Below are 20,895 nucleotides of genomic sequence, written 5' to 3' on the forward strand. Positions count from 1 at the left end.
AACCAATAACCAATAACCAATTAACCGATTAACCATTAACCATTAACCAATAACCAATTAACCGATTAACCGATTAACCATTAATACATTGGATGACTTCCGAACTCTCGGGGTCATCTTTTTGTTGCTGCGATGAAGCGAGTCGAACTTCTAGTGCAGGTTAAACCTGTGCTGGAAAATCGCTGCCTTCGTCGGGGCTTGGATATTCAAGCCTAGCGAGAGAAAATGGAGCTTGAAGCGTATTCGAGTTTAGAATTACTCAACTCAGACGCTGGGATAGACGATACGTTGTTTCAGCCAGCTAACGGTCATTTTTGTCCATTAGAAAGGGATTTTGGAGATTTTTGATAGCTAACGGTCAAATGTGTCCATTAGCGCTTCCATAATGGGGAAAAATCAAGGATTTGAGGCTCTAATGGACAGATTTGTCCATTAGGATAAAAAAATCTTGATTTTTGGCTTGTAAGGGACAGATTTGACCGTTAGCGTGTTTGACGAAGACGAGAGCACACGAAAGCTACGAAATAAAACCAGCACCAGCCCCTCGCGAGGACTGTTTTTATGTTTCGAAGATGAGATTACCTGGTCTTTCAAAATCAAACGTACAATTTAAGCACCATTTACAACTCATGCATCATTTACAGTCCATGCCGCTCATCTAGTCGATCCAGTCCGATCCGTCCATGCAGTCCATAACGTCGATCTAGTCCATGCCGCCCATCTAATCGATCCAGTCCGATCCGTCCATGCCGCCCATCTAGTCGATCCAGTCCATCCAGTCCGAGCCGTCCATGAAGTCCATAACGTCGATCTAGTCCAAACAGTCATGAAGTCCATGTCGTCCATGAAGTCCATAACGTCGATCCAGTCCGATCCAGTCCATCCAGTCCGAGCCGTCCATGAAGTCCATAACGTCGATCTAGTCCAAACAGTCGTGAAGTCCACGTCGTCCAGGATGTCTATGCAGTCCATACCTTCGAACCAGTCATGCCGTCGATCCACACCATCCAACCCACCCGCTACTTACAGTCGTGTTCCTTTCCGGTATGCTCTGGGCGTGCAGCCGATCTCGCGTTTGAAGATGCTGCAGAACTGGGCATCGGTTGCAAAGCCGGAGCTGCCCGCGATTTCGGAGATATGCATTTGCGTGTTTGCTAGCAGTAATTTTGCATATTTTAACCTTTTTAGCAAAATATACTGGAGAGGCGCGATCGAGTAACGCTCTTTGAATAAGTGGCGGAAACGGTCGTAGCTGTACCCGGACATGCCGGCCAACATCTCCACCGTCAGCTTCTGCCTGTAGTGGTCATCCATATATTGACGAACGTAGCTGATGCGATCTTCTGAAGGATGAGGCGTCTTGCGCCTTCCAATCAGCTCCTGAAGAGGAGGGAACAGATCTCCAAGCATGGAGTCCAGCATGGAAGGTTCGTTAGTACGGCGCAGATAGAAATGCTCCTTAATCCGCTGCAGCAGCTTTAGGAGCGTACCTTCTTCATCGTCGTCGTATACGCCCCCCAGACCGTTCAGAGAAACCTCGTGGGTCAAAAAGCCGATAAACAACACTTCGCTTTCGACCTGATGAATCTCGCTATGAATATGTCTGGAAGGAACCAGAGCGAAGGTTCGTTCGCGAAAAAGGTATTTGCGGCCGGCAATTACGGTCGACCCGCCGCCCCGGACATAATAAACCAGCTCATAACACTCATGCTGATGAGGTGGAATGTTCGTGTTTATCTCATGTACGTCATTTGCCAGATACAATAACCGGTTCACGGTAACCCTCCTTAGCCGAATCATATAAAAAAATGACCGAATTGAGATAATTATTTGATAGTTAATTTGATATGATCGTATCATCTCATGCAGCGATATGGGAAGTGCCTCTGGTCAGTATACCCGATATTCCATCAAATAGGACAATCAGGACATTGGATACGGGGACGCTGTCCATCAACGCTGCGGCAACGGGAGCACAAGCAAAAAAACAACAAACGAGCGGGGGATTTGAACAATGAAAAAAAGCATTTTGGCTGTCCTTATGGCGGCAATGCTGCTGGTGCTGGCAGCTTGCGGAAGCAACTCGGGCACAGGAACAAACAACGGAACTTCGGGCGGTAACGCGGGCGGCGAGGACAAGCTGAAGGTTGTTCTTTTGATCGCAGGCACGCTTGGCGACAAATCCTTTTTTGATGCCGCAAACAATGGCTTGAACCTGGTGAAAACGGAGTTGAACGCAGAAACAAAAGTAATCGAGATGGGCACCGACAAAACCAAATGGGAGCCAACCTACCAGGATATCGCGGCTCAGGATTGGGACATCATTATTTCCGGCGGTTCGGAAATCACGGAAATTTTTAATGCGACGGCCGAAATGCACCCCGACAAAAAATTCATCAACTACGACACGGACATTGAGGAAACGCCTGCCAACGTATATGCGATGACTTATTCCACAAACGAGGTTTCCTTCCTGGCTGGCGCTGTAGCGGCTTTGGCAACCAAATCCGATCTGCCTAACGCAAATCCGGAAAACGTAATCGGCTTTGTTGGCGGCATGGACATTCCGGGCATTAATGCCTTCCTTGTCGGCTATATCCAAGGCGCGCAATATGTTAATCCCGACATTAAAGTAGCTGTTTCGTATGCAGGCGACTTTGTTAACCCCGCCAAAGGCAAGGAGTTGTCCCTGATTCAATACAACTCCGGCGTTGACGTTATTTTTAACGTAGCGGGCGCAACTGGTCTTGGTATCTTTGAAGCGGCGAAAGACAAAACGCGTTATGCCATCGGCGTTGACTCCGACCAAGGCGCTCTTATTCAGGAAACAGATAAAGACAAAGCCAACTTGATTATTACTTCCGCCATCAAAAAGATCGACACCGCCATTCTGGGCGCTGTTACCAAAACGCAAGAAGGCACGCTTGAATTCGGCACTCGCCAAGTGATGAGCTTCGATCAAGACGGCGTGGGCATTGCTGAAAATGATATCTACAAATCGACTTTCTCCGAAGATATGCAGAAGCAAGTTGAAGATATCAAGCAAAAGCTGGCCAAAAAAGAAATTAAAGTAGACAACGCTATGGGCATGGAGACTTCGCAGATCGAAGCCATCCGCAACGCGGTTAAACCCTAAGCTTCCATAAAATACGATTCACTTTTACAGTTGGCTCTTTCTTCCGGATTCCGGTGAGATTGCCAACTGTCTCTTTGTAGAGGTTTTTGCAGGCGATAAAAGGTAAGGAGCTGGAATGAGATGACCCATCAGCTGCTCGAAATGAAAAATATTACGAAGGTTTATCCCAATGGGGTTGTTGCCAATCAGAAGGTGCAATTTTCGCTGGCTCAAGGCGAAATTCATGCCATCGTTGGGGAGAATGGAGCCGGTAAATCCACGCTGATGAAAATGATGTTTGGCATGGAGGCACCAAGCGAAGGCGAAATTTTTCTTCGGGGCGAACCTTTGAAGCTGACCTCTCCGCAGGATGCCATCGACAATGGCATCGGTATGGTCCATCAGCACTTTATGCTGGTGCCTTCTTTTACGGTTGCCGAAAATATGGTGCTTGGCATGGAGCCTAAAAAAGGCGTGGGCATCAATTACAGCGAAGCTGTGCGAATGACGGAGGAAATGAGCAAAAAATATAATCTGCATGTCAATCCAAAAGCCAAGGTCGAGGATCTGAGCGTCGGAATGAAGCAGAAAATCGAAATTTTGAAGGCACTGCTTCGCGGAGCCAAAATTTTGATTTTGGACGAGCCCACCGCCGTGCTGACGCCGCAAGAAACAGAGGAGCTGTTCCGCGAGCTGCAGCAGTTGAAGGAGCAGGGCCATACCATCGTATTTATTTCCCATAAGCTGAAGGAAGTCAAAGCGATTTGCGACCGGATCACCATCATGCGGGCAGGTAAAAGTGAAGGCGTCTTCTGGACCAAGGATGTAACGGAGCAGGAAATTTCCAAGCTGATGGTGGGACGCGATGTCGTGCTCAAATACGACAAAGTGAACAAGCCATATGGTGCTCCTATTTTGGCGGTAAACGACTTTTCGCTGTCGGACGAGACGGGCAAAGCGCTGCTGGATAAAGTGGCCTTCAACGTGCGGAGCGGCGAAATTGTCGGAATCGCAGGTGTAGAGGGGAACGGACAAACCCAGCTTGTTGAAGCTTTGACGGGTAGGCTGTCCGTGCACAAAGGAAACGTTGCGGTTAAAGGAATCGATATTCAAGGCTACGATATCGGAAAGATTCGTTCGCTTGGCGTCTCATATATACCGGAGGATCGGATGCGCCAGGGCGCTGCCAAGGAGGCCAGCATTTCCGATAACCTGATCTCGACGCAATATCGAACAAAGGAAATGAACAGCGGTCCCTTTCTCAAGGGCAAACGAATCGCTCAAATGGCGGCATCGCTTATCGAGGATTTCCGCGTTCGCTGTTCCGGGCCGAGCCAGCCAATTGGCATGTTGTCAGGTGGTAATATGCAAAAGGTCGTTGTCGCCAGGGAGTGCTCGACATCCCCGGAACTGCTCATCGCGGAGCAGCCTACACGCGGCGTTGATATCGGCGCCGCCCAATTCATTCACGAAAAGCTTATTGAACTGCGTGACGGCGGAAGCGGTGTTTTGCTGATTTCGGCGGATTTGAACGAGATATTGGAGCTGAGCGACAGCTTGCTTGTTATGTATGAGGGGCAAATCGTTGCCTATCTGGAGGAACCTTCAAAGGTTAGCGAGGAAGAACTCGGCCTGTATATGCTGGGCATTCAGCGTCAGGACGAGGGGCAGATCAGGAGGGCTGTGAAGTCATGAAGGTAAAATATTTTGAAGTGGTGCGAACGGCAGCGGTCATTCTGATTGCCCTGTTTCTAGCCTTTATTATTATTTCCTTGGTCAGCGAGCAGCCGCTTGAGAGCATTCGCATTTTTCTATGGGAGCCGCTCAACACGAAAGGCCATATCGGCAATGTAATCGAAATGGCGATACCGCTCATGTTCACGGGACTTGCGGTTTCCCTTTTGTTCAAAGCCAATTTATTTAATCTCGGAGCGGAAGGGCTGTTCTACTTCTCCGGCGTAGTCGCGGCGACGCTGGCGATTCATCTGACGCTGAACAGCTTTATGCATCCCTTTGTGGCGATCCTTGCCGGCTCGCTCGTCGGGGCTTTGCTGTCCGCTATTCCCGGCATTCTGAAAGCAAAATGGAATGTAAACGAGCTAGTCAGCTCGCTGATGTTCAACAATATTTTGTTCGGCATCGGCCTGTACATTCTCAATTACAAGCTGCGCGACGCGCAGGCGTTTGCGGCGGTTTCCTTTAAGTTCGAGCAGACGGCGATGCTGACCAAGCTGCTTCCCGGCACCCGTATTCATACGGGGTTGATTATCGTGCTGGTCCTTATTGTTGCCGCCCACTTTTTCCTATACAGGACAAAATGGGGCTATGAAATCCGGATGACGGGGGCCAATCGCGAATTTGCCCAATATTCCGGCATGAAGACGGCCAAGGTCATTATCCTTGTCCATTTGATCGCCGGATTTATCGCGGGCATGGGCGGCTCGGTGGAAGTACTCGGCATGTACAGCCGCTTCCAGTGGTCGTCGCTTCCAGGCTACGGCCTGGATGGCGCATTAGTGGCGATGCTGGCGAAAAACAATCCCATCTCCGTTATCGGAGCCGCGTTGTTCCTGGCTTATATCCGTATCGGCGCCGACCAGATGGCTCGTTTCTCCGATGTGCCTGCGGAAATGATTTCGATCGTTCAGGCCATCATCATTTTGCTCATCTCGGCGGAGCAGTTCCTGAAGTTCTGGAAAAACCGGATGCTGCTGAAGGAGGCACAGCGCAATGTCTAGCTTGTTCGATGTTATTTTTACAACGGAGTTTGCCTTTTCGGTGCTGCGGGTTACGACTCCCATTCTGTTTGCCGCATTGGGCGCGCTGATCTCCAACCGGGCGGGCATTATCAATATCGGCCTGGAGGGCATCATGCTGGTAGCCGCGCTTACGGGCGTTATTGCCAGCGCCTATACAGGCAGCGCGTGGCTCGGATTGACGGGGGCTGTTATGGCGGGCACGTTAATCTCCGGCGTCCTTGCTTTTTTTACTCTCAAGTTCAAAACTCATATCATTCTCGGCGGTGTGGCCATTAATATGTTTGCCTCCGGCGGAACGGTATTTATCCTTTATTTGCTGTCGGGCGACAAGGGGTCTTCCACTTCGCTTCCCAGCAAGGTTTTGCCGAGCATCGATATCCCGCTGCTAAAGGACATTCCGGTGTTGGGCCCGATCCTTTCCGGACACAACGTATTGACGTATATGTCCATCCTGGCCGTGTTTGTCGTTTATTATCTGTTAAAAAGAACGCCGCTTGGCTTGCGCATTCGCTCTGTCGGTGAAAATCCGCAGGCTGCCCAATCCGTTGGCGTCAGCGTGGTGAAGGTGCAATATACAGCGCTGTTGCTTAGCGGATTTTTCGCCGGGCTTGGCGGCGCTTATATGTCGATGGGTTACCTGTCGCTCTTTACGCGCGACATGATCGCGGGACGGGGCTGGATCGCGATTGCCGCTGAATCCATGGGACGCAGCACAACGGTGGGAACGACGCTTACCTCGCTGCTGTTCGGAGCGGCGGATGCGTTGGCCAACGCGCTGCAAGTGCTTAAAATTCCGGCAGAGCTGATTGGCACCTTGCCGTACGTTACGACCGTGATCGGCCTTGTCATTTACGCGGTAAGCGAATCCCGCATGCGTAGTAAGAAGCTCAAAGAGAAAGGTTGATACACCTCTATGACTAAACCAATCATTATTGACTGTGACCCTGGGCATGATGATGCCATTGCTATTTTGCTGGCGCTGGCTAATCCGCAGTATTTGGATGTAAAAGCCATCACGACGGTAGGCGGCAACCAGGTGCTGAACAAAATTACGGATAATGCGTTAAAGCTGCTCAGCTTTATCGACGCCGATATTCCGGTAGCCAAAGGCGCCGCCGGTCCGCTGCTGGGACAACTTGTTACGGGGGAAGAGGCGCATGGCGATTCCGGCATGGATGGCCCCGACCTTCCTCCTTCCCGTTTTAAACCGGTGGATAAACACGCCATTGAATTGATGGCTGACATCATTTCCGGCTCAAAGCAGAAAATTACGCTTGTGCCGATTGGTCCTTTGACCAATATTGCGCTGCTGCTTAAAGGCTTTCCCCATCTGATCGGCAATATTGAAGAAATATCGCTGATGGGCGGCGGCATCGCTTATGGCAATGTAACATCGACCGCGGAATTCAACATCTATGTGGATCCCGAAGCTGCCCGCATCGTCTTTGAATCCGGCATTCCGATTACAATGAGCGGACTGGACGTAACGGATAAAGCGCCCATTTTCCAGGATGAAATCAAAGCGCTTAAGGAACGCGGCGAGGTTTCGCATATGGTGGGAGAGCTGCTGGACTTCTATTCCATCTACAGCCGCAAGCTGGGTTACGAAGGAAGCTCCCTGCATGATCCTTGCGCCATCGCTTGGCTGCTGCGTCCGGATTTGTTCACCGGCGAGGACTATCATGTGGAGATCGAAACGATCGGGAAGGTAACAAGAGGCATGACCGTGGCGGACCGCCGCAAAAAAACAGATGGGGCCAACAATGTAAAGGTGCTGACGGACGTTGATCGGGACGCTTTTATGGAGCTGATCTTCGACGCTCTCGATGTACATGACCGCAACGCGGAAGCCCGGAAAGCGAAGGTCTGACGATGGCCGGTTGGGATAAGTTATCCGAAATCATCCGCTTTGAAATCATTCAGCGAGGCGAAGAGGGCTGCACTATCGAAGGGTTCTCTGAAAAGCTGGCGGCTGCGGGAGAAAATAAATCCGCGTTGATGGAAATTTACGCCGAATTGTCTAAGCTGGAGGTCAGTGCCGACTTTCCTTATCGGGAGCCTTCCGATCTGGAGGGAATTCGGAAGCTGCGTCCGGAGGGACCAAGAACGTTGACTGCGGATTGGACCGACGAGCAGTGGAAGGACAAGTTTTACGGAGCTTGGCTTGGACGTTCTGTGGGCTGCGCGCTGGGCAAGCCCCTGGAGTTCCAGCCTTATCTGTACGGTCAGGACGGACGTCCCGGCTGGGAAAATATCGAGCTTTGGTTTCGCGGCGCGGACGCATGGCCGATCAAGGGATATACACCAGGCGAGTCCACTGCAAGAGAGCAATATGGACTTGGACTAAACGACTGGTCTCCCATGAGCACCAGCGAAACGATTCAATACATGGAAAGCGACGACGATATCCGCTACACAGTATTGGGGACGCTGCTCTTGGAGCAGAAAGGGCTTGACTTCGATTCCTGGGATATCGGCAAGCTGTGGCACAAACATTTAACCTACAGCCAGGTTTGTACGGCGGAAACGCAATCGTATCTGAATTTTGCTCATGAAACCTCCCATCTGAACGGAGAAAAGCCGGCTGACTGGGCTGCCCGCCAGGAACGGGTGCGCATGCATATGAATCCGTACAGGGAATGGATCGGCGCACAAATTCGTGCGGACGGATTGGCGTACGGCGTTGCCGGGCGTCCCGAGCTTGCTGCCGAGCTGGGTTGGCGCGACGCCTCCTTCTCCCATGTCAAAAACGGCATTTATGGAGAAATGTTTGTAGCGGCTATGATCGCAGCTGCCTTCGTTGAAACCGACAACCGAAAAATCGTGGAAATCGGGCTGAGTGAAATCCCGTCCACCAGCCGTCTTGCGGATGATGTGCGCAGAGCAGTTGAAGTTGCGGAAAAGGCCGGAAGCCAGCGCGAGCTGGTAAGCGCCATTTGGGACATGTTCAAGCATTACGATGCCGTGCATACCAATAACAACGCGGCTTTGGTTGCGGCCTCGCTTATTTACGGCGGCGACGATTTTGAAAAAGCGGTTGTCACATCTGTATACGGCGGCATGGACACCGACTGCAACGGCGCAACGGTAGGCTCCATCATGGGCGCAAAGCTGGGCGCTGCCGCGTTGCCCAAATCATGGACAGACCCGTTGAACGACACGCTATATGCTGAGGTGCACGGCTTCCATCCCCTCGCTATATCCGAGGCATCACGCCGCAGCTACGAGGTATTCCGCAAAATTGAGCGTGAGCTGAAGAAGTAACGGACAAATCAATTAGCAAGATAGTGTCAGGTAATAAAGAAGTAATAGTTGTTACTCATCTTGTTGTAAATAGTTCGTATAACTATTGTCGCAAGTTTTTAAAAAAGGCTAATATTACTGATCATTTTTAGCAGTGATATTTTTAAGATTATTATGGAAAATCACAATTTTCGGAAGGCGACTGTCCCTTCTCCGCATTATTCAAATAATAACACCTTTAAGTAAATGTAGCCATGTCATAAGATATGGAGCCAGTCTTGAAGGTGTTTTTTGTTTGCATCAAGAGATGATTTATTATATTGAAAGTGTATTTGAATCCAGCATACTTTTTACACATATTATAACACCAATTTAAATATTTTTATCATCTGTTTCGTTTATAAATCAAAGTAAGTTCTAAACCTACTTTAGAAGGAAAGGGGGCTCAAACTTTCCAATCGTTAGATTACTCAGTGTTAGTCCAATTTCAAACTACATATAATAAGTCATTAGCGTTGCATAAAAGTTCGCCGTTTTAGAAAAAAGAATATTCAGAAAACGAGTTTGCGTGGTGAAATGAAAACGGTCGGACAGCTCTCAAAGGTAGCACGTCCATTGGGTTGAATTATGCAATTCTGTTCACTTTTACACAATGTCTTCTGCAGGCGTCAATCTTCCGCTCGTTTTCGTTGCCGCCCTCGCGATGTTCGACTGGGTTTTGCCTTAAGCCGCATGATCCACTGACTGAACGGTTTCCATAATAACGTTGTGAGCCAGCGAGTGAGCTGCAGTAAGCTGTGTTCGACTTTCGTTTCCAGCTTGACAAGGGCGAGCAAGCAAAACGCAATAAGGGCGATCCAGACCTGATTATAAACAGCTGATTCGCTCGTGCCGTAGAGATGCTTAATCTGCAAATGTTGCTTCATCCACTTGAAGAAGGTCTCGATTGCCCAGCGGCTACGGTACATTTCACTGATTTCATCACAAGTGAGGTCAAAGCGATTAGTCATCAGAAAGAGCAGATTCCCCTCTGAATCTTGCGTCTGCACCATTCGCAGGACGTGCTTCATTTTCTTCTGCTGGCAGCCTATTCGGACACGCCAATCGGCCGAAACTGCGCTGCCCTCGGGAACGGTTTGCTCCTCCAGCGGCTCGATATGCGTATTGCTCTTCAGCCGTGTGACGAATAAGATGCCGTCCGAACAGTAGCGATCAAAGGCCGAGTAGTCGATGTAGCCACGATCAAAGACATATGTGACGCCTGGCTCATGAACACGTTCATTCATCTGGGTGCGGTCATTTTTCTTTGCTACCGTCACCGTTGCCTTCTCCGGAATAACGTCTTGCTCGTCCATAAAGGCCAGTCGCATATGGATTTTGATGCCCGCTTTCGTCTTGCGGAACTCCGCCCATTTAAACTTTTGCAGACACAACTTGACCGTGGTCGAGTCGATGATTTTAATGTTGTGGCGATGAGATCGCATACCTTGGCGTGACAGCACGAGCCGCGCCAAAGACTCGAACACCTGCTGCAATAGCTCGGGATCGACTTGCTTATGCTTGCGACTGAGTTGCGAAGCTGAAATGGAAGTCAGGCCCAGCTCATCCTGCAAGTCTTCGCACAGCACATCGTCGGCGATGTGACGCAAGCCTTCACGGCACTGCAACTGTGCGAGCAAGAACAACTTGAGGTAAGCGGTGGTGGTCAGCTTTTTTGTATATTTATCTTGCTGACATTCGGCCACCGCAGTTGTGAATGTTTTTGTACAAATCGGCGCAAGCCATTTACCAAATGAAGAAAATAGCGTATGATTGTCCATGCTGAGATCCTTTTCAGTGGATTTATGGACAGGTCTACCTCTCCAATCCATTGTAAAGGATTTTTCGTATTATTAGGTCAACCAGTATATTCTGGTTGGCCTTTTTTAATGGTCGTTATACGATGGTGGTAACCGGGAGAACGTAAGGATTTTAGGGACTCAGAACCCGTCATAAAAACTGTTCTCTCACTACCTCCAATGACCATGTTTGAGCTGGTTGGGGCGATGACCTCGTATCACAAGCGAAGCTATGGGATTGGAACTATCGTGAGAATGCCGGCTAAGTTTACATCAGGAGGAGATGACATGAGAGCGGTTATTGGATTGGATGTTGCAAAAGGAAATAGTGTATTTCAAGCGTTTAGGAAACGTGGTGAGATCTACGGAAAGTCAGAGACGATTCCGCACACCGAAGATGGGTTTATTAGACTCTACGATGTCATTCGTCAATTAGAAGAGGAGACAGGAGTTCGACCGATTGTAGTTATGGAAGCTACCGGACATTACCACCGAGTCGTTGTCGCCCACTTGGAGTGGATGAATATCGAGCATTTTATCATTAATCCATTGTTATCCAAACGATCTAAAGGTGCGCAGTTGCGTAAGGTAAAAACAGATGCGGCGGACGCATGGCATTTGGCCGAGATGTACTATCGAGGCGATATACAACCGCACCGCAAGTGGGCAGATCAAATAACGGATATCCAACACTTGACGAGACAGCATGAATTCATCACTTCACAATTCGTACAGTCAAAATTGAACACGAGGGCGCTGCTCGATCAAGTTTGCCCTGCATATGAAGGCGTGTTTCGTGATCTGTTTTCAAAGACTTCATTACAAGTCTTGTTGCATATGCTTCAAGGGGCTGTTATTACCGAGGAGGTGATCAGCGAAACCGCTGGTACCTCGCACGGGAAAGCGTGGATTCGGTCGAAGGTGGAACGTGTTCAAGCCTTGCAGATGCCACAGAAACAAAGCAGGGCCCAAAGGACAGCGCTATTGTGTATGGTAGAGATCTTACTTGCCCAACAGGAGCAATTAAATCGACTGGAAGAGAAGATTCAAGAAGAAGCGAGAGAAATTCCGGAAGTGGAGTTGCTAAAAACGATTCCAGGAATCGGGAATAAACTTGCCGCCACGTTAATTGCGGAGATCGGGGATGCCAGTCAATTTGAGGACCCTAAACAGCTCGTGGCTTATGCGGGACTAGATCCAAGTGTACACAGCTCTGGTCGATTCACTGCGTCCAGCACTCGTATCACCAAGCGTGGCTCTAAACGGCTTCGAAGAGCGCTTTATCTAGCCGTACAATGTGGAATTAGGAGAAGCACGAATGTGCGGTTAAGCGCGTACTACGATAAGAAAAGACAAGAGGGCAAACCCTACAAGGTGACGGTGATTGCCTGCGCCAACAAGCTATTGCACCACATCTACGCCATCTTGAAGAAGGGTATGCCCTACACAACATAAACCATATTTAACCAGCTATCTCCGCTGCAACGGAGGTTATTTGGCATGTGTATAAAATTATATCAAGATTTTTCACAAAGACCAAGAGGCCAAAGCTTGACAAAAATTAGCTGGTTTTTATGGGCAAAACCAAAATGAACGCAATCTTTTGAAGATTCTGAGAACATTAATGCAACGCTAGTGATAATAAGTAGTGATGAAACAAAGTATTTAATAGAAACTATTGTAAAACAGAAAATGTCGTTATATTCTATATAATAACACGACAAAAAAGGAGATTATACCCAATGCGAATTTTAAATATTAACGATTCGTCTCTTCATGATGAGTTGCTGATGTATATTAAAAAAAGATCTCTAATTCCAGTGCTTGGTTCTGGATTCTCTAGAGGATCCGCAGCAAAGAACGGTGTAGTTCCAAATGGGAGTCAAATGATAAATCATATGAAAAATGAGTTGGAAGGTGTTTTAAATCCAAGCGACTTTAATATAATTAAGTCGTTCACCTTTAGCAGTCTATCTGAGACATATTTTGAGAATATTGAACCAAGTAGTATATACAAATACTTAAGTGCAAACTTTACAGAAGTTAAACTAGCAGATGTTCAGAAGAAATTTTTGAATATAATGTGGCCACACATATACACTTTAAATATTGATGACAGCATTGAAAATAATCTTTCTGATATAGAAGTTATTCTTCCCTTTAAAAGTATCAATACCTTTTATAACGATATATTAGAAGAGAAAACACATTTATTCAAATTACATGGAGATGCGAAAGAATATATTAAACATAACCACAAATGTGTTTTGTCCACATCTTCGTATTTGCAAAGCTTTCAAGAAAACCGTGAATTACTTAGTAGGATTGGAAGTGATATCAAATCGAACTGCGTATTTTATCTAGGATGTAGTCTTGACGATGAACTGGATCTGTTATATCAATTAAATATCGTAGAAGGTGGAAATTACTTTCCAGATCTAAAAAATACGTATTACATTACAAGCGAAGATATAGAGAATTCTAAAATTAAAACGCAAAAATTAAAAAAATTCGGTGTAGATACTATTATAAAAGTAAATGACTATAATGATTTTTATAATATAATTATTAGGATAGCTAGTGAAGCTTCTAAACTATCAAGTGAAGACACTTCTTTCTTTGAAAATCCTAAATTTGAAAGAGAGCATATGGGGTACAACAATAGAGATGCAAATATTGAGTATTTCTACAATTCAAATTACTATTTCAACCATTTAGAATCAAATTCCTTGATTAAGTTACCATATTATGTTATTGATAGGGATCTTTTTAATGTTGGGAAGTGGTATGAAGAAAATTTTATAAGTAAAAATTTAGTGATAATTCAAGGGCACAGATTTTCAGGGAAAACAACAAGCTTACTCAGATTAGCCGAGAAACAAAGTAATCAGGATATTTTTGTAATTCCTTCAGGAAATTCGATTAATTCAAAATTTTTATTAACATTATTGAAAAAGAGGAATATAACAATATTTCTTGATACTGGAGTAATAGATAGTGAAGGGTGGAGTATTATCAAAAAATCTATACATATTCTTCAAGATAATAATGTAAAATTTGTTATTGCAATTGACTCATCTGATGAATATTTATACCAAATAGAACTACTTTTATCAGATGATGCATTTTCATCGAAAATTAGTATCAACACTCTGAAAAACACACTTTCGCCTGATGAAACTTCTAGATTGAATAAAAAATTGAGTGAATGTGTTATTCCTGAATTTAAAACTCATAAAACCAAGAATAACCAACATAAAACAAATAAATACTCACCTACTATACTGGATAATGTTTATGAAATATTAAACTTACTGCATCAATCCTATCAAATGGTGAAAATTGAAAATTTAGATGTTACAGAACAGCGTTTGATACTACTAATTTTACTGGCATCTAGATACAGATTAACATCTACTGAGTTAGAAAAATATCGTCTTGATAATGTAGTGGTCGATTTTATAAAACAAATCACCCCTGTTGCACATTTCTATAAGACAATAAGTATCGAAAAATCAACCGAGGATAATTCGGGTATTAAACTTATTTGTAATTCACGATCTTGGATACTACACAACCTTGGTCAATTCTCTTTACATAAAACTAATCAAGAGTTAATAGCAAGCGCTTATAAAACAATAGTTAGGTTAATAATGTTTCATTATCAACAAAATCCTCGTAAGGCACGTGAGGAAGTTGGAAAGTTTATAAAGTTTGATGATATAAATGATATCTTTCCACGAATTAATAAGGGATCGCTACAATTAATACAAAAAATCTATAATAATTTAGAGGATATCCTTTCAGAAAATTATCACTTTCCGCACCAGCGAGCAAAAAGTCTTTCTTGGCTTGACAATATTGACGATTTAGTAAAAGCGGCGGATTACGCAACGCAAGCACTTAGAAACATCGAAATAACACATCAAGTCAGCTATGAAAGTAACTTTTCATACATGCATGTATGGTACACGCTTTCGACTATTAGAACAAAAATCGCACTAGTGCAAAACTATTCTTCCAGCACATCAAATATTTCAGCATTGGAGACTATTTATAAAGCTCTTTCATATAAGGATAATTTAAATTACTTAACTAGCAATATTAGATCTAATGCTTCAAAAAACATAAAAGATTTTATTCAAAATTTATCCTTCAAACAACATTTGGGCTCAAATGACAAACAGAAATTATCCGAATTGACCAAAATCATTATAAAAACCAACACTATAACAAAAGTTTAAAACTAATATTGGAATTGAAGAATAAAAGTATTAATTAGCCGGATTAAGTAGTCTATTAAGACTGCTTTCCGGCTTTTCTAGTTCCTCTATTTAAAAAAATATCTTTAACTGTAATATGAAAATCAGTTTCGTTAATCTGGAATTCGTGCTCCGAAAAATAATGAATCGTTGCAATAGAATTCTACAAGCTTTTCACAGCCATACTCAAATATGATTTTCATTTTTTAAAAAATAGGTTTATTTAAATACGACAAACTCATGGTGCATCAATATGGAAGATGCCAATCTCATTGTAATGCTCCAGCTTGTAATTGATGGTGCCAAGACTGCAATTCAGCACCTCCATCTGCTGTAGTATGCTTTTGCGATGCTGCTCCAGCATGTCTCTTCGTTGTTCACTGGTTGAGGATCCTTCCAGGCATAACAGCATAAAGGCTCTTATATCGTCCAGCGACATGCCGCTGTCCTTAAGGCAGCAAACCAGCTCCAGCCAGCAAATGTCCATTTCCGAATATTTGCGGGTGCCGTATTCCGTCTTCTTCAGGAGAGGCATTAACCCGGCCTTGTCATAAAAGCGCAAGGTGGAAGGCGGCAAATTAGTCCGTTCCGCAACTTGTTTGATCGAATAGTCCATCGTGAACTTCCTTTCTATTTTGAAAACGCTGATTTAAAATAATTGGCACAAAAGCTTGACTTAAACTTAACTTTAACTATTATGCTTAAATTGATCAATAGAGCGTTTCCACTTTTTGAACCACCACTAAAGGAGTGAATCAATTGAAATACAGAAAATTAGGAAGAAGCGGACTAAAGGTAAGTGAAATCGGGTTAGGCAGCTGGTTGACCTACGGCTCTGCAACATCCGAGGAAGACGCGCGGGCATGCATTCGCAAGGCTTATGATTTAGGTATTAATTTTTTTGACACGTCCAACTCCTATCCCGGCGCCGAAGAAGTAATGGGCAGCACGCTAAAAGAGTACCAGCGCAGCAGCTACGTGCTTGCGACAAAGCTGTTTTTCCCGCAAGGACCGGGTCCCAATGACCGCGGCTTGTCGCGCAAGCACATTATGGAGCAATGCGAAGCGAGCTTGAAGCGGCTGGGCACGGATTATATTGACCTGTATCAATGTCACCGGTTTGATGGCGATACGCCAATCGATGAAACGTTGCGGGCTTTGGATGATCTTCAGGCGCAAGGCAAAATTCTGTATGCGGGCGTCAGCGAATGGTCTGCGGCGCAGATCGCGGAAGCATCGGGAATCAGCCAACGTTTGAACCTGCGTCCGCTTATCTCCAATCAGCCCATCTATAATATGTTCGAGCGTTACATCGAAAAAGAAGGCGTTATCGGACAATGTCAACAGGAAGGACTTGGGCTGGTTGTATTTTCGCCGCTGGCTCAAGGTGTATTGACCGGAAAATATAAGCCGGGCCAAGGTATTCCGGAAGGCACGAGGGCGGCTAATGACCAAACGAATTGGGTCATTAACAGCTATTTGCGCGAAGATGTATTAAGTTGCACAGCAGAACTGTCGGAGCTTGCTGCGGAGCTTGGAACAACCTTGTCCCAGTTCGCTTTGGCTTGGATTCTGCGTCAGCCCGTCGTAAGCTCAGCGATTATCGGCTCCAGCCGGCCTGCTCAAATTGAAGAAAATATCAAAGCTATCGATTTGAACTTGACGCCTGAGGTCCTGGAGCGGACGGAAGCGATTCTCTCCCAAGTCAGCCACTTTGCCCCAATGAGATAAAAAACAGCAGCCGTGTTCCCGATATGATGTCGGAGCACGGCTTTTGTTTTGCAGGTTTTTTGGATGTGGTGACTTCTATTGCAGAAGTTTTTCGATTCCGGACTGGATTTCGTCAATTGATGCGACTGGTTCAAAACGCTGGACTACATTGCCTTCGGCATCAATGAGAAATTTTGTGAAGTTCCATTTGATCGAATCTCCGTGCAGCCATTCCGGCGTATTGTCGGAAATCATCAGCTTCAGCAGCTTGGCCTGTACATCCGATTCATCAAACCCGGCAAAGGGGCCGGACTGTTTCAGAAAATCAAACAATGGATGAGCGGTATTTCCGTTTACATCTAGTTTGGCAAACATCGGGAATTTGACGCCGTAATTGATCTGGCAAAAAGCTGCGGCTTCCTCGCTGCTTCCAGGCTCCTGCTTGGCAAATTGATTGCAAGGAAAGCCGATAACTTGCAATCCTTGCTCCTTGTACCGGTCATACAGCTTTTGCAGATCGTCAAACTGGTGTGTATATTTGCATTTGCTTGCCGTGTTTACAATCAAGACGGGTTTTCCTTCGTATTGATAGAGAGGGAAACGTTCTCCGCTTGGTTTGGTTACTGAAAAATCATAAATGGTTGCCATAAGTATGAAGCACCTCGCATGTTGTAAGTAGGTTGAGCAGGTCCAAAGCTGTGTTCTATGGTAATTTATTATATACGAAATGAAGTAAGGTTGTCTTGCTTGCGACACTACAGCGTAATCTGTACGGATACCTTTTCGTCGTCGTAGTTAAAATGGATGTCGCCCCGGTATTTTTCGACCGTTCGGGTTACGATCGTTAATCCGTTTCCGCGCAGCGCATGTTTGTTTTCCTTGGTCGTATATCCTTGCTGGAAAATGCTTTTTTGGTCTTTCGTTGATAATACGGCTGGATTTTCGACAGCAAGTTTGTATTTGGAGCCTATCTTTTTGCACACCACATAAATTTCTTTGGGATGATCGCCCATATAGTGCTCGGTTGCTTCAATGGCGTTATCCAGCAAATTGGAGAAAATTTTGACCAGATCCATCGTTTCGATGCGGTTATAATCATCCGGTTCCGTATCGAATAGGACCTCGACATTTTTGGATTGGGCCAGCTGCCACTTGCTGTTGAAGAGAATGAGCAAAACCGGGTTGCCTACGCGCAAGGAAAGATCCAGCGTTTTGGCGTCGTATTTTAATTGGGACATGTAGTCGGCAGCTTTATCGTACATTTTTAAGCTGATTAATCCGTTGACGACCTGAAAATGGTTCATCAGATCATGCCGGCCCGACTTTATGGCGGAGATCACCTTTTCCAATTCGGAAATATACATCGTTTCGGATTCCTTCAAATCGCGCTTCAGGCTTGTTTTGTACCATCTATGCAGCATGAAGGTAATGAGCAGAAGAAGGATAATAAAGATGACGTCCAGGAAAAAAATCTCCTTGTTGCCCTTTACGACTTGCTTGGAGATGTTGTCCAGTTCACTGACGTCGATATCGATGCCCAAAACGCCCATTGGCTGTCCGTTGCTATCGTAAAAAGGCACGCCTACCGACATATAGATGCCATGCGTCTCATCGATCAGCACTTCCGTATAATAGGTACCGCCTTTTTTGGCCTGATTCACCTGCTTGCCGGGTACCGTGCAGGGGTAACCAAAGGGCAGGTCGGCTATGCCGGGAGGGATGGCGGCAATTGTTGTTTTGGCCACATCGGTTTCATCCAATTCCAATGTATAAACATACAGAGCATTTATGGAATGGCGATAGGTTTCCAGATATTGCTTGATTTGTTCGCGATTTTGGCCAGCTGCCGGATCCTGCATAAAGAGACCATATGCGTCCTTGTCCAATTCATTGGCGATATTATCCGCGATGGCGATATATTGTTTGGCAATCGTAAGTTGCGTCGCTTGCTGAGTAGAGATCAACGTCAGGAACAGCTTGATAAACGTAAGCGCAAAAAGCGCCAAACAAGCAACAATTAAAAATAATGCAATTTTTCTTTTATAGCGATCATGATGTAATTTCATTGTGCATGTCCCTTTTCATAGGTTACTGATCTATAGTATATCAGTATCGTTACAGCATTTCATAACGTAATTTAGTTAAAGTTGTTCTATACAACATTATCATTGGATTTATTACATATGATACATGCAAATATGTAGAATGAATAGTTTTCGTTTGTTGATCAAATTGAAAAAGTCTCTCCCTATGTTTTAGGAGGAGAGACAGGATTTTTGGATCATGATCGTTTTAGACCAAGCTTTTCAGATGCACACTGCCTCCGCGAATTCCAATATGGATCGGGCTGCCCCCATTGCGGTAAATAAGCTGTTTTGTGTCCTCTTTGATTCCTCCAGGAGCAAAAGCATGAATAAATCTTCCCGATTTGGCATCGACTCGCGCCTCAAAACCTTCTTCACGGGGAAGCGAAATTACCGTTTTGGCGGCGGTAGAAATCGTATGAATGCCTTCCGGCATCGTCAAACATTCCAATTGAAGACTTCTCCCCGTTATACCGGCATCAATATGACGGAAATGGCCGGCAAAGGTTGACTTGGTCGAAACGGAGCGAAAGTAGAGCTTTTCTGCCTTTAGATGGCTGCCTCGAACAGTGGAGCCTGTTGCGTTGAACTCAAGCTCACCGACCTCGCCCGACAGCTCAGCGGTGCCCGCCGTTATTGCGCATTGGCAGTGATGGACGCTTAAATTCTCCGCAAGCAGCTTGCCCCCTACGGAAGTAATCGTCATTGAACGAAGCTGCCTGGCGGGAAGCACAACTTCCAATCCAGTGCGGCCTAAATTAAAGCCAAGCGGAAAACTCTTTTTTCTGCCGTCCGCAATGGACAAGCTTTTTCCTATAATAATTAATTTCATAAGTTTCTGTTCTCCAAAAATAGGATCCGCCCATTGCCGCACGTAGACGTTTTCATCCTCCCCCGGCAACAATGCGACATTGCCCGTCAGCCAGTTCAGGTTCAAATCGGTCACAGGCTCCTTCACAACGATTTCCTTAAAAAGGCCGCTTCTGGCTGCCTTCATCATTCCGTCCATCTCCCATCTTCGTATACTCTATAAGCTTGATAGTTGGTCGACGTTGGTGTAACCTTCGGCTTGCGCGTGCCGCTCAGCAATGCTTTGGATGAGCTGGTCGCTAACAATGTCCGCCCCTAGCCCCCTCATCAACTGCTGTAAAAAATGCAGCCGACTGACTGTCTGCTCCTGGTTTCGTTCAAAAAGCAAGGGGTTAATCCAAATGTTGGTCAGCAGGAGAAAAACCTCGGCGCATTCAAGAGGTTGTTCGACATCAATCGAACCGTCTTGTTTTCCTTGCAGCATAAGGTCGGCAATAATCAAGGCGTCCTTTTGCACGCCTTTCCTCATCCCCGCGAGCAAAAACTGCGGGTTTTTAATTTGCGCGCTCAGTATTTGATCCAAGGATTCAAGCTGCCGGCCGGGATCAAGAATCATCTGCTCCAGAATCCGGATCAGCTTTTCTCTGGCATTTGGGGCTTCCGTTTCGGCAATTAGTCTGGCAAGCAAGCTTTCCGTACGGCCAAGCTCCTTGTCCATCACGGATTTTAAGATGTCTTCTTTTGATTTGAAATGATGGTAGACGGCGCCTTTGGACATTCCTAATGCATCGATAATGTCCTGAATGCTCGTTTTTTCATATCCTTTTTCAGTAAAAATGCGGGTTGAAACCTGCAGGATTTGCTCCAGCGTTTGCTCGGGATATTTATTTCTGGCCATTTGAAAACCTCCGTTATTGCCTCATAAAAGTAAGTGCTCGATTAAAACGAGATGGATCGCCATCAATTGGATACCAACGGTTGGTATGTAAATTGTAGTGCAATCTTGGCCGTTATGTCAATCTTTACCGTTTGCGGGTGTCGAGGCAGCTTAAAGAAACAGGCGCCTGCCCGGCT

16 protein-coding genes are annotated in these 20,895 nt (G+C 45.8%); 9 read left to right on the forward strand and 7 right to left on the reverse strand.

Going from position 1 to position 20,895, the window contains the following annotated elements:
• Positions 1-1,023 precede the first annotated feature (1,023 nt).
• Complete coding sequence (locus tag ACX93W_RS18035; RefSeq protein ID WP_459393767.1) at positions 1,024-1,776, reverse strand: helix-turn-helix domain-containing protein; 753 nt, start codon at positions 1,774-1,776, stop codon at positions 1,024-1,026.
• Between the two features lie 238 nt (positions 1,777-2,014).
• Here ACX93W_RS18035 and ACX93W_RS18040 point away from each other — a divergent pair, with 238 nt between their 5' ends.
• From ACX93W_RS18040 to ACX93W_RS18065, 6 genes are all read left to right on the forward strand, one after another.
• On the forward strand, positions 2,015-3,136 hold the full coding sequence (locus tag ACX93W_RS18040; protein ID WP_459393768.1) for a BMP family ABC transporter substrate-binding protein: 1,122 nt from the start codon (positions 2,015-2,017) through the stop codon (positions 3,134-3,136).
• A gap of 120 nt (positions 3,137-3,256) precedes the next feature.
• On the forward strand, positions 3,257-4,810 hold the full coding sequence (locus tag ACX93W_RS18045) for an ABC transporter ATP-binding protein (protein ID WP_459393769.1): 1,554 nt from the start codon (positions 3,257-3,259) through the stop codon (positions 4,808-4,810).
• Positions 4,807-5,853, forward strand: a complete 1,047-nt coding sequence (locus ACX93W_RS18050) for an ABC transporter permease (protein WP_459393770.1) — start codon at positions 4,807-4,809, stop codon at positions 5,851-5,853. Before ACX93W_RS18045 ends, ACX93W_RS18050 begins: the two co-directional genes overlap by 4 nt.
• Positions 5,846-6,778 carry an ABC transporter permease gene (locus ACX93W_RS18055; RefSeq protein ID WP_459393771.1) on the forward strand — a complete coding sequence of 311 codons (933 nt, stop codon included), beginning with the start codon at positions 5,846-5,848 and terminating at the stop codon, positions 6,776-6,778. Before ACX93W_RS18050 ends, ACX93W_RS18055 begins: the two co-directional genes overlap by 8 nt.
• Before the next feature lie 9 nt (positions 6,779-6,787).
• A complete protein-coding gene (locus ACX93W_RS18060) occupies positions 6,788-7,744 on the forward strand; it encodes a nucleoside hydrolase (protein ID WP_459393772.1) in 957 nt (318 codons plus the stop codon).
• A gap of 2 nt (positions 7,745-7,746) precedes the next feature.
• Positions 7,747-9,138 (forward strand): ADP-ribosylglycohydrolase family protein, encoded by a 1,392-nt coding sequence (locus ACX93W_RS18065; RefSeq protein ID WP_459393773.1) that lies wholly within the window; start codon positions 7,747-7,749, stop codon positions 9,136-9,138.
• Between the two features lie 647 nt (positions 9,139-9,785).
• Here the strand turns inward: ACX93W_RS18065 and ACX93W_RS18070 are convergent.
• A complete protein-coding gene (locus ACX93W_RS18070; protein ID WP_459393774.1) occupies positions 9,786-10,937 on the reverse strand; it encodes an IS4 family transposase in 1,152 nt (383 codons plus the stop codon).
• A 306-nt stretch (positions 10,938-11,243) separates the two neighbouring features.
• Between ACX93W_RS18070 and ACX93W_RS18075 the strand changes: the two genes are divergently transcribed.
• Positions 11,244-12,410 carry an IS110 family RNA-guided transposase gene (locus ACX93W_RS18075; protein WP_459393775.1) on the forward strand — a complete coding sequence of 389 codons (1,167 nt, stop codon included), beginning with the start codon at positions 11,244-11,246 and terminating at the stop codon, positions 12,408-12,410.
• Between the two features lie 287 nt (positions 12,411-12,697).
• Positions 12,698-15,199, forward strand: coding sequence for an SIR2 family protein (locus ACX93W_RS18080; RefSeq protein ID WP_459393776.1), 2,502 nt, complete (start codon positions 12,698-12,700; stop codon positions 15,197-15,199).
• Positions 15,200-15,455: 256 nt separating this feature from the next.
• Here the strand turns inward: ACX93W_RS18080 and ACX93W_RS18085 are convergent, their stop codons facing one another.
• Positions 15,456-15,833, reverse strand: coding sequence for a MerR family transcriptional regulator (locus tag ACX93W_RS18085; RefSeq protein ID WP_459393777.1), 378 nt, complete (start codon positions 15,831-15,833; stop codon positions 15,456-15,458).
• Between the two features lie 143 nt (positions 15,834-15,976).
• Here ACX93W_RS18085 and ACX93W_RS18090 point away from each other — a divergent pair, with 143 nt between their 5' ends.
• A complete protein-coding gene (locus ACX93W_RS18090; RefSeq protein WP_459393778.1) occupies positions 15,977-16,948 on the forward strand; it encodes an aldo/keto reductase family protein in 972 nt (323 codons plus the stop codon).
• A gap of 75 nt (positions 16,949-17,023) precedes the next feature.
• Here ACX93W_RS18090 and ACX93W_RS18095 read toward each other — a convergent pair whose 3' ends face one another.
• From ACX93W_RS18095 to ACX93W_RS18110, 4 genes are all read right to left on the reverse strand, one after another.
• Entirely contained in the window at positions 17,024-17,575 is a 552-nt protein-coding gene (locus ACX93W_RS18095; protein WP_459393779.1) for a glutathione peroxidase, read from the reverse strand.
• A gap of 107 nt (positions 17,576-17,682) precedes the next feature.
• A complete protein-coding gene (locus ACX93W_RS18100; RefSeq protein ID WP_459393780.1) occupies positions 17,683-18,993 on the reverse strand; it encodes a GHKL domain-containing protein in 1,311 nt (436 codons plus the stop codon).
• Between the two features lie 226 nt (positions 18,994-19,219).
• Positions 19,220-20,011, reverse strand: coding sequence for a DUF4097 family beta strand repeat-containing protein (locus tag ACX93W_RS18105; RefSeq protein ID WP_459393781.1), 792 nt, complete (start codon positions 20,009-20,011; stop codon positions 19,220-19,222).
• A 27-nt stretch (positions 20,012-20,038) separates the two neighbouring features.
• On the reverse strand, positions 20,039-20,719 hold the full coding sequence (locus ACX93W_RS18110) for a TetR/AcrR family transcriptional regulator (protein ID WP_459393782.1): 681 nt from the start codon (positions 20,717-20,719) through the stop codon (positions 20,039-20,041).
• Positions 20,720-20,895 lie beyond the last annotated feature (176 nt).

The sequence above is a fragment of the Paenibacillus sp. CAU 1782 genome (assembly GCF_054551715.1).